Annotated in this window: 11 protein-coding genes; 6 read left to right on the top strand and 5 right to left on the bottom strand. The window is 67.4% G+C overall.

What is annotated here, in order from left to right; all coding sequences use genetic code 11:
- Window positions 1–179 precede the first annotated feature (179 nt).
- On the top strand, window positions 180–563 hold the full coding sequence (locus tag AB0F81_RS20245) for a hypothetical protein (RefSeq protein WP_360199369.1): 384 nt from the start codon (window positions 180–182) through the stop codon (window positions 561–563).
- A gap of 386 nt (window positions 564–949) precedes the next feature.
- Here the strand turns inward: AB0F81_RS20245 and AB0F81_RS20240 are convergent, their stop codons facing one another.
- From AB0F81_RS20240 to AB0F81_RS20225, 4 genes are all read right to left on the bottom strand, one after another.
- The gene (locus AB0F81_RS20240) at window positions 950–1,570 is read right to left on the bottom strand and encodes a vitamin K epoxide reductase family protein (protein WP_360199367.1); all 621 of its coding nucleotides are present in this window, start codon (window positions 1,568–1,570) and stop codon (window positions 950–952) included.
- On the bottom strand, window positions 1,567–2,322 hold the full coding sequence (locus AB0F81_RS20235) for a DsbA family protein (RefSeq protein ID WP_328465734.1): 756 nt from the start codon (window positions 2,320–2,322) through the stop codon (window positions 1,567–1,569). The genes AB0F81_RS20240 and AB0F81_RS20235 overlap by 4 nt, the downstream gene beginning before the upstream one ends.
- A gap of 659 nt (window positions 2,323–2,981) precedes the next feature.
- On the bottom strand, window positions 2,982–3,323 hold the full coding sequence (locus AB0F81_RS20230; protein WP_328465732.1) for a hypothetical protein: 342 nt from the start codon (window positions 3,321–3,323) through the stop codon (window positions 2,982–2,984).
- Between the two features lie 132 nt (window positions 3,324–3,455).
- A complete protein-coding gene (locus AB0F81_RS20225) occupies window positions 3,456–3,875 on the bottom strand; it encodes an ATP-binding protein (RefSeq protein ID WP_360199364.1) in 420 nt (139 codons plus the stop codon).
- A 541-nt stretch (window positions 3,876–4,416) separates the two neighbouring features.
- Here AB0F81_RS20225 and AB0F81_RS20220 point away from each other — a divergent pair.
- From AB0F81_RS20220 to AB0F81_RS20200, 5 genes are all read left to right on the top strand, one after another.
- The gene (locus AB0F81_RS20220) at window positions 4,417–5,949 is read left to right on the top strand and encodes a hypothetical protein (RefSeq protein WP_328465728.1); all 1,533 of its coding nucleotides are present in this window, start codon (window positions 4,417–4,419) and stop codon (window positions 5,947–5,949) included.
- Entirely contained in the window at window positions 5,946–8,444 is a 2,499-nt protein-coding gene (locus AB0F81_RS20215) for a hypothetical protein (RefSeq protein WP_328465726.1), read from the top strand. The genes AB0F81_RS20220 and AB0F81_RS20215 overlap by 4 nt, the downstream gene beginning before the upstream one ends.
- A gap of 311 nt (window positions 8,445–8,755) precedes the next feature.
- The gene (locus AB0F81_RS20210) at window positions 8,756–9,280 is read left to right on the top strand and encodes a hypothetical protein (RefSeq protein ID WP_360199361.1); all 525 of its coding nucleotides are present in this window, start codon (window positions 8,756–8,758) and stop codon (window positions 9,278–9,280) included.
- 114 nt (window positions 9,281–9,394) lie between these two features.
- Window positions 9,395–10,105, top strand: coding sequence for a hypothetical protein (locus AB0F81_RS20205; RefSeq protein ID WP_328465722.1), 711 nt, complete (start codon window positions 9,395–9,397; stop codon window positions 10,103–10,105).
- A 305-nt stretch (window positions 10,106–10,410) separates the two neighbouring features.
- Window positions 10,411–10,983: a hypothetical protein gene (locus AB0F81_RS20200; RefSeq protein WP_360199359.1), complete on the top strand. Its 573-nt coding sequence runs from the start codon at window positions 10,411–10,413 to the stop codon at window positions 10,981–10,983.
- 416 nt (window positions 10,984–11,399) lie between these two features.
- On the opposite strand, the gene AB0F81_RS20195 is transcribed toward AB0F81_RS20200, so the two are convergent.
- On the bottom strand, window positions 11,400–13,187 hold the full coding sequence (locus AB0F81_RS20195; RefSeq protein WP_360199357.1) for an EAL domain-containing protein: 1,788 nt from the start codon (window positions 13,185–13,187) through the stop codon (window positions 11,400–11,402).
- Between the last annotated feature and the right edge of the window lie 262 nt (window positions 13,188–13,449).

Genomic DNA, 13,449 nt, shown 5'->3' with positions numbered 1-13,449 from the left:
CCCGCACCGGATGCCGTCTGCCGTTCGCGTCCACGCCACTTCTTCGCTGGGCCGGCTCAGGTTGCACGCATGCCGAAGCGTCGACCCAAAGTCCCTTCTACGCTGGCTGTTGAGCCTGCCGTCACGAGCTGAGCCGGCGAAGGGAGCCGAGGATGTGCGGGTCGGTATCAGCTATCAGCTTGAACGAACAGGAACGACAGTGGTGGCCGCTGCTGCGGGAGCGCCTGCGTGTACCCGGCCATCTCATGGCGTTCATGCGCGGCGTCCTCGGCGACGTGGAGATCGTCGCCGTGACGGCGGTCACGCCGCAGGGAGCCGTCACACCGGTGGCAGTACTGGCAACCCCTGACGAGATCGCCCAGGAGATACACCTGATCGACGACGTGAGACAGGGCGAACACCAGCCCGCCGATGTTCGACACGCCGAGATCGGCGGCTATGACGCCCCGGTACTCACAATCCGGCAACCCGACGGACAGGTACGCCCGATCGCCGTATTCATCACGCCCTGGATCGAGCAACACCTGCTGCTGTTCGCCCGCACCCTGTGGCGACGCTACTGATCTTCGGGACTTCGGTACACCGGAAGCCGCGCACGGCGGACCGCCGCACCGCCGCCGGCAATGACGCGGGATGGCGCGTTCTGCACCGGTCGCCAGTCAGCCCTTTACGACGCCGAGGGAAAACCACCAGACAAACGCGCCGACAGCGATCAGAGACAACGGCATGGCCGACACCGCACCGTGATCACGTCGTTGAGGTTGCCGAACTCGGATCGAACCTTCCCACTCAAGACAAGCTGGTCGGCCTCACCCCGGCAGCAGCGCCGCGGCGGCCAGCAGCGCCACTCGGCGACCGGTGGTCCATCCTTGCCTTCCTCGGACGATTCGGATCGGGGCCGTTCGCCGCTGGCCCACTGCTGCTTGCTGTGGAAGGAGGCCAACTTCGGTCAGGTGAACAGCTGGGAGCCGTATTTGGTTACTACGAGCAAGGCCAACAGGAGCAGCCAGATAGTCACGGCGATGGCGTCCAGGTCGGCCTCGATCGCGGACTTGAGCGTCGAGCGCAGCCGGAGCGGGACCGGTAGGTTGCCGTCCCGGATATTGACGTGCGTCAGGGTGGCGAACACCAGGGTGGTCGAGACCGTGACCAGCAGGCACCACGGGCAAAGCGCCCCGATATTGACCATCGACTGGTAGAACAGCCAGTAGGCGAAGATCACGCCGAGGGTGTAGACGACCTGCGCGGCGAACATGAACCATCGCGGGAATCGCACTCCGCCGAGGCTGGCGACGGCGATGGTGATCACGACCGGCTCGGCGACCAAGCCGAGGAACGCGTTCGGGAAGCCGAACAGTTCTGCCTGCCAGGAGGTCGCGACGGTGCCGCAACTGATCACCGAGTTGATGTTGCACGACAGCGCTGTGTCCGGGTCCGCGGCGAGACGGACTGCGTCGATCGACAGGACGAACGAGGCGAGCAGGCTCACACACGCGGAGAACAGCATCGTGCCGAAGATCCAGGCGTTGGAGTGCCGGATCCGCCGCAGCCCGGCCAGGGAAACGCTCATTCCTGACCCTTCGCCGCGGTGACCGCCTGGGTCAGCGGCCCGGCGGTGTAGAGGTCACCCTTGAAGACCTCTCCGTTGATCTTCACAGTGGGGGTGCCGGTGATACCGGCGTCGAACACCGCCTCGGTGGATTTCGCGATCCACGGCTCGAAGATGCGGTCGTCGAACACGTCGATGACGTCCTGGGCTATGCCGGCCTGACCGGCCAGTTCCGCGATCCGGGCATCCGACAGACCCTCCGTGCCTTCCTGCGGCTGGTTGTCGAACAACGCCTCGTTGAAGGCCGTCACCTTCTCCGGGGCCCGGTCGGCCACGGTGACGACCGCGTTCGCCGCCCGGGTGGAATACCGCGACCCCTCGGACATGCGGTCCAGGAACGCCAGCGGATACAGCTCCAGCCGCACCGTGCCATCATCGATCAGCTTGTCGATCTCGTCGCTGTTGGCCTGTTCGAACCGGCCGCAGAACGGGCACATGTAGTCCAGGTACACCTCCAGCTTCACCGGCGCGGCGGCCTGGCCGACCACCAGCGCACCGCCCGCCGTAGCACCCTTCGGAGCCACCAGCGCACCGGAACCGCCGGTGTCACGATCGCCGACCGCGTTGACCACGGCGGCCACGATCGCGATCACGAGCACCGCGATGATCACGACTCCGCCCACCACCAGCGGCCGGCGTTTGCCCCGTTGCTCGGCGATCGCCGCCTGTGCCTTGCGCAGCTCCCTGGACCGATCCCGTGCCTGCTTTCCCACAGCGCGCCACCCCTCCACTCACCAGCCGCGGCCGGATCACCGCACCATTCGTGACGCCCGTTCCAGGCGAGGTGGCGGCCCCTTTACGGTCCGTTCTTCTCCGTTCAGACTGCCCGACACCCCCATGGTCAACAAGGCAAAAGGTCCATATCTGGCAGGACCATTGGCTGTCGAGCAAACAGGGCTGAGGCGCCGCTATGCCGGCCCAGGCAGTGGTCTTGAGGGCGGCGCCTCGACCGGCGCCTCCAGCAGATGCCGCACGGTCGCGCCGATCGGCGCCCGCGCCCATGCCCATGCCCAGCCGATGGAGCCGGATGCGCCTGCCCGGTCGCCTTAGCCCAGTGCCAGCCGGGGTACGACCTGAACTCTCCGGGGCAGCCGCGATCCCATGGGATGCCCGACGACGCACGAAGGACGCCCAGAGCCGCTCGGCGGCAATCCAGGACAAACCCATGCCGAGCTCCGACAGACGGCTCCCGCACCCTGCCTGGCCGGCATCCCAGGCCTGCCGAGGATCACGCCAGCTCTGCTCGGCTTATGGCATTTCTTCGGCGGTATTCTCGAAGCTTCGGTTCAGACGGACGGCCCAACAATGACGGACAGGCCGTCTCGCCGCCATCAACAGGCCAGGCCGATCAAATAATCCCCCCGCCGAGTGATCACGATCGGTTCATTTCCCGCCCCGGCCACATTTTGATGTGCTCGATGGCTGCGGCCGCCACGGAATCGAACAAGTGAACGACAGCACGGACAAGCTGCACCCAGCCCTTCCGGATGCCGCTGCGGCACGACACCGGACCGGACACACCAGCCGCGGCAGAACGCGTGCGGATCGAGGCGGCGGCCAGCTCCGCGCCGTGCTTGGCCTCCATCAGGGTTCCATGCCATGGGCATGACAACGCCATGGGCACGCCAGGGTCGATACCCTTCCCGGCACGGCCGCCCGGCGACTCGCGCGCGGGAAAGACCTGTGGGTCGAGGTCGTCGGATGCAAACAGCACGGCCAGGATCTACCAAGCGCCTCGACCATCGGCGTGGTTATCACCTCCACGGCGACTCCCGCCGAAGATGGTTTGCCGCACGCCCGGCAATCCGGCCGAATGGAAGGCTCCGCCCGCGGCGCAGCCGCACGATCAGCCCCGCCTGCGGCGCAACCGCTCTGGTGACGACAGCGGCGGCCACACCAGGTCAAACCGCAGTACCGCCCACACCACCTTGCCGCCCGCGCCTTGCCAGCAACCCCATCGATCAGCAATACGGTCGACGATCATCAGTCCACGCCTACCACCGCGGCGATCCGGACCGCCCGCGGTCAAGGGCGCCGGCAGTGCCGGGATCACCGGGCTGCCGTCACACACTTCGATCCGAAGTTGTCCGCGATCGCGTATCACCCGTAGATTCATCATCGTCCGCGCATGCATCACCGCGTTGGTGACCAGCTCGGTGGCCACCAGACTGGCCGGGCCGAGCAGTTGCGCTAACTCCCACCCCAGACACGCCTCGGTGACGACGTCGCGTGCCCGCCGCGCAGCCCCGGTGATGGGCAGCAACACGACACCTACCGACGGCAGACCTTCTCCCTGCAAGTAACCCATTTCCACCGCCGAGAATCCGTCCGAGGCCGGCACCGCATCACAACAGTGGACTTCCCACCCTCGCAGGCAATAGTCCATCGGTCTGGCACATGCACACGACGCGCCGACGAATACTCTGCAGGACCGGTTGACATATAGTGCCGGCACACGGTCGGCGGGGACGCCTGACCCAACCACGACGTGCCCTGGCTGCTCAAGAGCCTGCTCCATTCACACCAACCGTGAAGCCGCCTCAGGTGAGAAGCAGCCAACAGCCGAACACCCCGTTCGTCTCTGCTGCATAGGTCGGCCCGAGGCGGCCCGTCACAATACCGAGGGCTCTGATCGGCGCTACGAAATCGGCTTCCGCCTGCGCGGACGCCGGTTTTCCACCGCTGTCCCCTTCGGCGTGAGCGCAACAGCTCCGGCGGCCACAGCCCCCAGCAGCAGCTCGGGCCCCTCTCGGCATGCTGTCATCGGTGTCGCGCATTGACTGATCTCGTACAGGGGGTACGGGAGAATGACCGGCATGTTGGTGGCTGGGGCGGCGTGGTCGGCGAAGGCGGACAGTCCGGAGGACACAGGGCGGCAGCCACTCGCGGTGGAGGCGGTGACGGCAACTCACGCATCCGAGCTCGTGCCGGCGGTAATCACTACGACGCCGCACGCGCGTTATCTTTCACTGCATGCGCGGGTCGCCGTCGAAGCGAACCGACGCGGGTGGTCCCGCGGTGACGGGCCTGCCTTCCGGCGGCTGCTGCGCCGGTGCGAAGTGGTCCTGGCGGCCGTCTCGTTGCACCACGAGGCCACCGATCGGGACGGGCACCGGCGCCGCGCAGGATGGCGGCGGCCGCACGGTGTAAACACCATCATCCAAGTCTTGGACGGCTCCGGCGCTGTACATCTCGATCAGCTGTCACGGGATTACAGCACGGTCGCTGACGGCTTCTTCGGCACTTACGGCGGTATCGAGGCCGCGCTGGGATTGATCACGCCTGGTGTGATCCCGCAGCCGGGCCCGGCCGCTGACCCCCAAGCGCTGACCGCCCTGGATCAAGTTGTCGAGCTCGCACAGGGCAAGGAGGTTTTGAGCGTGGCTGACCTGGACGAGGCTGTCGGTCTCTGCCTGTGCCAGGCGAGCGCGATGCCGGACGGCGAGAACCTGCGGCAGGCGTACTTCGGTACCGACGCACCCGATCCGGAACTGGCCGCCGTGCACCGTGCCAGCGCAGCAGTTTTGGCCGCAGCTGTGCGGGGATGCCCGGTCGACAGCAATATCGACCTGCTGATGGACCGTTTGTGCTGCTACACCCCGGACCTGGTGCAGTTTCTGGGCAGCTCAGACCTGGAGGAACACGCCTTGCGCTGGCGTGGGGCGTTATTGCGCAACTGGTCGGTTTGGGCGTGGCGGATGCTGTGGGCAAGACTCGTCGCCCCGCTCACCAGGCCGGGCACGCGTGAAGAGGCTGCCGGCAGTTTCGTCGACACCCTACCGGCCATCCTGGTGCGGCAAGCGCTGCGCGAGGACCTCCCGCCAACCATGGATTCCAATGGTGTGCTGCAGCCGGCAGAACACGACCTCAACGATGAGGTTGACCGCGACGGCGGTGACTGGCCTGTGCTGCAACTGCTGCGGCTGCTTGCCGTGGGTGCCCAGCGAGCCGGCGAGCTCGACGGCGCCAGCCGGGAAGCGTTCCTCCGCTACGACCAGGCCGGCATGGGACCAGAATGGTTCCGTAGCTGGATCGACGACCACGCCGACATGCCGCTGCCGGACGCGACGCGGGCACTGGCGTTCGGGTTGTTCAACCGGGCGGAGAAAGTGAGCCGGGACAAGATGCAATGGACCCGCACGGGACTGCGGATGCCCACACGGCTGCGCGTGGTCGGCGACCGACTGCGACTGGAAGGACGCGAGGGCAGTGCACCGGCATCACTTCGCCTGGACACCTTCGCCAGTGTGTTACTCCAGCTCGGCGTCCTCGAACTCACCGACAACGGCACCGCCTGGGAGCGGGGACCGTACAGCATCGAGTCGGCCAACCACGCATGAACAACGACCTGACCGGAGCGCCGCCGCCGCGGCTCCTGCACGAGTTACCGATCACAGACCCCGAGGAAATCCTCGTCCTCACCTACACCAGCGACCTGCCGTTCTTCGAAGACGTGTGCGTGCGACAGGCCCGCGCCCGCGGCGCGCGCGTCACCATCGTCTACGACGCCGGGTACGTCGAGCCGGGACTCGCCGCAGGAGGTGGACCGATCACCGACTACGTGCCCGTGCCGGTGGTCTGCCGGTCCGGCGGCGCATTCCATCCCAAGCTGCTGGTGGCCGCGTCCGCCACCGAAGCGCTGATCTCGATCGGTTCCGGGAACGCGACCTCAGCGGGATGGCACCACAACGCCGAAGTCTGGACCCACCTGCGTATCGACGGCCCGACCGTCCCCGTCCTGGTTGACGACCTGGCTGCCTGGCTTCGTCGGCTGCCCGACCAGCTGTGGATGGAGCCGCTCGGCAAGCAGCGGCTGTACCGCGTCGCCGACCTGCTCACCACCCGCCCCAGCCAGCGGGAACCGAACGAACCCCGTCTGCTTACCAACGACCGTGCACCGATCGTGGATCAACTACCCTCACCGGAGGGCCGCGTTGACCGGCTGGGGGTCGCCTCGCCGTTCTTCGACCCGCCCGCCGACGCACTGACCGCGCTGCTCACCAAGCTGCAGCCCGGCATGCTCGACGTCCTGCTGACTCGTGATGCCCAGGTTGACGCTGGCCGCTTGCGGCGGGTGTTGGACCGGGTGGGCACCGTACGCGTCATCCAGCCCACAACGTCGCGCTATCACCACGGCAAGGTGCTCGAGTGGTGGTCCGGTACCGGCGGTGTTCTGATCACTGGCAGCGCAAACTGCACCCGAGCCGCACTTCTGCGGTCGATGCACGACGATCGTGGCAACTGCGAGCTGGCGCTGCTCCAGCAGATCACCGAGTCGGTGCTAGACGCGGTCGAGGCGAAGGAGACGGACCTCGACGAACTGCCCTTACGCACACCGGAGCGAGACTCGGATGCCGCCCCGGCCGTCCGAGTGCTGACTGCGCAGATTCTCACCGAACCCGACCGGATCGAGATCACCGTTCTGGTGAACGCGGGCCCGGTGCCCGACACCCTGATCATCGACGTGGCAGGAGAACTACACACCGCAGCGCGCACTGCGACGAGCGAAGCCATTCACACCTATCGGCTCGACGGCGACCCACGCTCGCTGTCACGGACGGTGACCATACGGAGCAGCGACGGCATCCTGCTCGGAACCGCGCTCGTCACCGACGTGCACAGCGCGTTGTCGCGGGTGCGACATCCATCGCCGCTGGAACAGCAGTCACTTCCCGAACTACTCGGTGACGACGTACAGATGCAGGCGTTACTCGACGCACTGCGCAAACTCGCCGAAGTTGTACCGCCTCGACCCGACGATGAAGAAACACAGCTCCCCCGCCGGCGACGCCGCGCCCGGGTAGAAGAGGACATCCGCCGCATGGTCGGGTCCGCACTGTTGAACCTGGCCCTGGGCCGCGACCGCAAGACGACACCACCGGGCGGCCAGGACGACGGCGAACTCAAAGGCGACGACAACCCCGTCGACCGCACGGCCCGGCAACAACCGACCGCCAAGAACGCGACGCCCTCACTGAGCGCGGCAGCTGCGATCCAAGCCCAGACCGAGAATCAGCGCAGAAGGGCACGCGCCTGGTTCCACCGGCTCGTCGAGGAATCGAACGGCTGGCCGTTGGCGGCGCAGCTGGCGTCGTACCGCAGTCTGTTGATCGCTGTCGGGGGCGGCCTCTGGCCGCACCCGCAGGACTGGGCCTGGCTTGTTCACGACGGGTTGAATCACCTTTGGACCACCGAAGAGGAAGAAGCCCTGGCCGAGGAACACGCCGCTCTGGCCGCCGTCGGACTGCTGGCGCTCCGCCACGGAGTGCTTTCTCAGCCGGACGACCCGGAGCTGTTCGCCGGATTCGAGGACTGCCTCGCCGACTTCCGAGGGTGGAAGGAGTGGGCGCTCGCGGCGACGCAGGAATCGATCGAAAAGTACGCGTACCAGCTCAGCGGCTACACCCTCGGACCACGATTCACCGCAGTCAACATCCGAGCCGACCTGGCGTGGCTGCTGGATCACGACGCGATCGACGACGCCCTCGACCGCCTCGATGACATCGCCGACGCGGTTTACCGAACCGCCGACGGCACCGTGGTGATCCAAGCCAGGAAGGACCCGAAACGGACCGTCATCGACGCGCTCGACCGGTTACGCGACTTCCCGGACACCCACGTCGTCGCCTACTCCAACGGTGAGGCCCACGGCTGGTGGAACGGTCGACGCCTACTGCTGGCCTGGCCGACCCGTACCGGATTGCTAGCCTCGGTATGGCGCAACCTGTTCCTCGGTGTCGCCGGCTACGCCGGCAACCGGCCATTGCCGGCCCCTACAGGAACCGCCCTCGTCAGCAGCCCCGACGAAGCATGGATCAAGCTCGGCTCCGCGTGAGGCTCACACGGTGCACCACGAACCGGTCGACCCCGGTCACCATCCGGACAACGGGCTACCACGTCCGGCGCGCGCCGCCCGCATAGACATCCACGTCACGCCGACGGTGTTCTGGCCCGATCCGGCGACAGGGCTGCAGGTAGCTTCCGAGACCTAACCTGAGGCATGCCCGGTCGGCAGCGATCCGGCTCACAAGGCGAGCGACCAGCGGGCCCGGTAGCAATCCGGTCCGTTCCCACTCGGAACCCCGCCGGCCACCCCGCCGGACCGAACACGGCTACCATCAAACGTATGTTCGATAGCCTGCGGTAATGGAGCTCCCCGCCGACTTCACTGACCGCGTTCGGGCACTACGCGACCCGGAGCGTTTCCGGCGAGAAGTGCTCGACATGCTGCACCACCAAGAGCAGATCGACGCACGCCAGCCTGCCGTCGAGAAGCAACGACGGGCGTGGGCCGCATTGGAGCCCGAACTGGCGCGCCGATACGCCGACGCGATCGCCGCCCCCTGGGCTCAACTGCTAGCCCTTGCCCGGCCGACTCCGCAGCTGCTCGCTGAAGCCGCGGCCGCCCGCGAACGTCTCCAGCGCCGGATGGGCGGCGCTCCTGACGCGTTGGAGATTCGAGCACTGGTCCGGGTCGACCGGCAACGCAACGCCGATCGCATCGCCAGCACCCGTGAGCGGGAGAAGATTGCCATCCGGAACCGTCTTGCTGCGGCCGGCCTGCCGTTCCTGCCAGACCTCTTCCTTCCTGTAGACCGGCCAGCCGAGGAAGCGACTGTTGACCCAGGACGAGAGACTCCACCTGGTGCGCGTCGGGATCGCGGCAGGTGATTCCCTGTCGGGCCACGAACGCGGGCACTCCAGGACCCGCGTGTAGGTGGACGCCCAGCACCCACTCGTGAGGCGACCGGCCGGAATCAGCACCCCGAATGCGAGGATCGTGGCATGGTCACTTCGCTGGCGGATCATGTTGTGGACACCGGCTACGGAAGGCTGTGGGCGGTACAGCTGGACGACGGCCGGCTCGGGTTCACCGGTCAGGTGACCGTCGCTCCCGGCGAGTCACCCGCCGAAGTGACGGTCTCGGTCGACGTCCTGGTCGTCTGCGCCGACGACCTTGCCGACATCCGCCCTGCGGGCGGCGCCGGCGTCCACGTGCGGGACGCGGCTACCCTGCCCGAGGAGATCAGCGCCGCGGTCCGGACCGCCGTCGTCGCGTACCTGCACTCAGCACCGGCCAACGAACTGCTGCTCGATCACCTACGCAACATCCTGGACGACGTCAACACACTGATCGCCCGACACGGCGACGACCGGTCCGGGCACGCCCGGGCGTACCGCGGCGAGGCGATGTACCGGGCCGCCAGTCTGCTCACCGCCAACCCCGAGGTCCTCGAAGTCGTCGACCGCATGGCTAACGAATGGCAACGCTCCCCGGAGGAGCTCATCGAATCAGCGCAGCAGATCCTCCACCGACAAGGTTTCCAGCAGGGATATCAGGAAGCTGCAGCCAGCTACGCAATCGCCCTGCTCACCGACAGATACGGCAACGCCGACCCCGAACTCGTCGACGCGCTGCGCCAACACACCATCGAGCAGATCACCGCCCTGATCGGCAACGCGGCAAACGCAGAGGAACTCGCCGCCGCACTCTGACAACGTCTACGCACCTCGTGCGGCCGGTACAGCGGTGAAAGCCGCGTACAGCCAGCGCTGGCTACATTGAGGCGGCACCCGCCGCCGAACCCGAAAGTGAACAGCTACGAGCTACCCGGACGACGCGAGACGACGAGGCGGACCGGCCTGCACCGGATACGAGCCTTCAACCACCGCAGATTTCATCGCCACAGTGCGGTGAAATCGTCCCGCCAAATCCGCGCGGTGCGACAGCTCAGCACACTCCACGAACCAAGAATCACCCCGGTCGTGTAACGACGCGCACCCCCGTACCAGGAGCACCAGTGCGAATGCTCGCCCGCCCCGCTGCCCTCGGCGCCCTGCTGCTCACTCTGTCCGGTTGCGGCAGCCCTGAACCCGCGAACCCGCAACCGGCCGGTTCGACCACGGCCGCCGCAACGACAGCTGCCGCTGGATTCGGAACCGCATCCGCCGACGCGGAAGCCGCCGAATCGAAAACAGGCAAGATCCACCTCAAAGCCGGCGAGAAGGCCGAAGCGGCCGCCGAAGGCACCGCTATCGAGGTCACCGTCGCCGACCCGAAGGTCATCAAAGCGCCGGACGGCTGGGGTGACGGCAACATCATCATCGCGACCGTCACGTACAACCTGCTCGACGGGCAGGTGGAGTACGACGAGACCGCGTTCACGCTTGTGCTTGCCGACGGCGAACGGATCGACGCCAGCACCGTCGCCAGCGATACCGGACTGCCCGGCCGGGCACTTGGCTCCGGCCCGCTGACCGCACCCGACAAGGCCAAAGGCCTCATCACCTTCGATCACGACACGAAGTCCCTCGACGGGTTGCGAATCCAATGGACCGCGAGCCCGGCCGGGTTCACCTGGACCCTCAACTGACCCAAGGCCGGCAAGACAAACCGCAGAGTGGCGGCCATCAGCCGGTGGTCACCGGCGGCGCGTCCCAGCGCTCGCAAGTCGTGCATCATCTTGGTCAACGCTATCGTCGGAGGCACCCCGGGAGTCGGTCTGCGAAGGCTGCCGACACGGCCAGATCCGGGTGGTCGACGACGAGGTGCCCACCGACACACGACCCAGTGCACCGGCCGGCAGCACCGCCGCATCGGCGTCAAGTGCAGCCGCAAACCGTGCGGAGCATCCTTGTCGGTGAGCCGCCGGGGCGGCACGGGCGGCCGTCACTCGATCACACCGCCTGCTCCGGCGCACCGACGCCGCGGCCAAACGACGCCGGAGCTGGACGCCGTCCGACCTGGCACCACAGCAACCCGATGTCCAGCATGAGGTGATCCTGATCGTCACCGGGGCTGTGCGCTGCCCTGTCGGGCATACAGCATCGCGGTGATTGCCTCGGCAGGTTGCGGACGGGCGTGCCAGTACCCCTGCTGGACGGTGAAGCCGAGTTCGTCAAGCAGGCGGCTGGCGTGTTCGTCTTCGACGCCTTCAGCAACGCTGTCCATGCCAAGGCGGGCGGCGAGGTTGGCCACGGTCGCCACGATCGCGGCGACTTTGGGTTGGGCCAGCGCCGCGATGAACTGCCGGTCGAGTTTCAGTTCGTCGACGGGCAGGCCTGCCAGAAGGGCGAGGCTGGTATGGCCGGTACCGAAGTCATCAATGCTGACCCGTGCGCCGCAGTCACGGACCGCGTGTAGCAGCCGGGACGCCTGCTGCGGCTGGGCTACCACCGCCGTTTCGGTGATCTCGACCGTAAGCAGCTGCGCGGGCAGGTCCCAGCGCAGTAAATGCTGCGCGATCCGGTCCGGTAACGCGTCGTCGGTCAGGCACCGTGCGGACACGTTCACGCTGACCGTCAGCGGCACGCCTGCGGACGACCAGACGCTCCCCTGCCGGATGGCCTCCTGCATGACGTGGTCGGTGATGTCGCTGATGATCGGGCTGTGCTCCGCCGCCGGCATGAATGCCGCCGGGCTCAGCAGCCCACGACGGGGATGGCGCCACCGCACCAGCGCCTCGACTCCGATGATGTGATGGGTGTGCCGGGCCACCTGCGGCTGGAAGAACACGACCAGTTCACCGTTGTCCAGACCGGCCCGCAGCTCCGCCTGCAGGTTCAGGTCTTCGCTGCGGGCGTCGTCCAACGCCGGGGACCAAAGCTGGAAAGGCCGGCCGTCGCGTTTCGCGGCAGCCAATGCCGTCGCCGCCCGGCGCAGCAGCAGCGGCGGCGCGCTGCCGTCCGCCGCGGCGATCCCGGCGGTGAACGTGACATCCACCTGGGCACCGCCCAACCGGTACGGGCCGTGCCGGCCAGCGAGGCGCCGGAGAATGATGTCCGGCAACTCGGCGCTGGCCGGCTGTGCAAGCCAGACGGCGAACACGTCTCCGGCAATACGCGCCAGCGGTGCCCGTGGCCACACCTGCTGCAATGCGCCGGCCACCTCACGTAACAACTCGTCGCCCTGGTCCCGGCCGAGTGCGGCGTTGACGTGAGCGAATCGGTTGATGTCACACATCACCAGCGTTCCGGCCCCAGACGGGTCTGCCGCGAGGGCGGCCCGCAGTCCCTGCTCGTTCAACAGGCCGGTCAACGGGTCGTGCGTCGCCGCGTACCACACCTGCCGGACCAGACGGGCCAGCAGCACGCTCGACGTGGTCATCGCAACCGCCAGCACGGTCACGAAAAAGCCGTTCTCCCGGTTCCCCGGGTCGGTGACCGTCAACGCGGCGCCGGAGATCAGCAGGCTCCAGGCCAGATGGGCGATGAACGCCGGACGGTTGAAGAACATGGCCGCATAGGCGGTCACGAACACCGGCAGAAACGCGAACGCCGCACTGTCGACACCACCGCGGCCAACTACGGTCAAGCAGCCCGCCAGCAGGGACATCGAGCCCGCCACGCCATGCGCGACGCCCTGCCGGATACCGGGTATCAGGGCGAGAATCACGGCGGCCACGCTGGCTACCACTGCGGCAGCCACCAGCGCGGGCTCGGTCACCAGCCAGCCCGGCATCAGCGCCAGCCAGCACACCATCGCGAACACGCCGGACAGGCAGGCGAGCACGAACCGGGCATCGCCCAGACGCCCGGAAGCCACTGCCGCCAAGCCGCCGAAGCGGTTCACCGCCACGCGGGCCGGCCGCCGTGACACTCCCGTTCCTGCCTTCAACCGCGCGACCTACCTCAATCCCACGCACACACCGGCACCGGACCGCCCGCGACTATGATCGGCTTCTCGTCGGCTCGGCTGAGCAGCAACACGCCCCGCGCTCGCGGCGGCACCCCAGCAGCCGTCTCGCCAGCACCCGAAGCGGCCGACCTCTCTAGGGCGACGGCCGAGCCGACGGCGCCGAAGGCGGCTACGAGCGGGCAGTGTCCGGCCAGCGCCGCAA

Source organism: Actinoplanes sp. NPDC024001 (assembly GCF_040638955.1).
Lineage (GTDB): Bacteria > Actinomycetota > Actinomycetes > Mycobacteriales > Micromonosporaceae > Actinoplanes.
This window is presented reverse-complemented; position numbering and strand designations above follow the sequence as displayed.

Excerpts from the sequence above, each read along its gene's own strand:
- AB0F81_RS20240 (WP_360199367.1), bottom strand. The coding sequence starts at position 1,570 with ATGAGCGTTTCCCTGGCCGGGCTGCGGCGGATCCGGCACTCCAACGCC.
- AB0F81_RS20220 (WP_328465728.1), top strand. The coding sequence starts at position 4,417 with ATGACCGGCATGTTGGTGGCTGGGGCGGCGTGGTCGGCGAAGGCGGAC.
- AB0F81_RS20215 (WP_328465726.1), top strand. The coding sequence starts at position 5,946 with ATGAACAACGACCTGACCGGAGCGCCGCCGCCGCGGCTCCTGCACGAG.
- AB0F81_RS20210 (WP_360199361.1), top strand. The coding sequence starts at position 8,756 with ATGGAGCTCCCCGCCGACTTCACTGACCGCGTTCGGGCACTACGCGAC.
- AB0F81_RS20205 (WP_328465722.1), top strand. The coding sequence starts at position 9,395 with ATGGTCACTTCGCTGGCGGATCATGTTGTGGACACCGGCTACGGAAGG.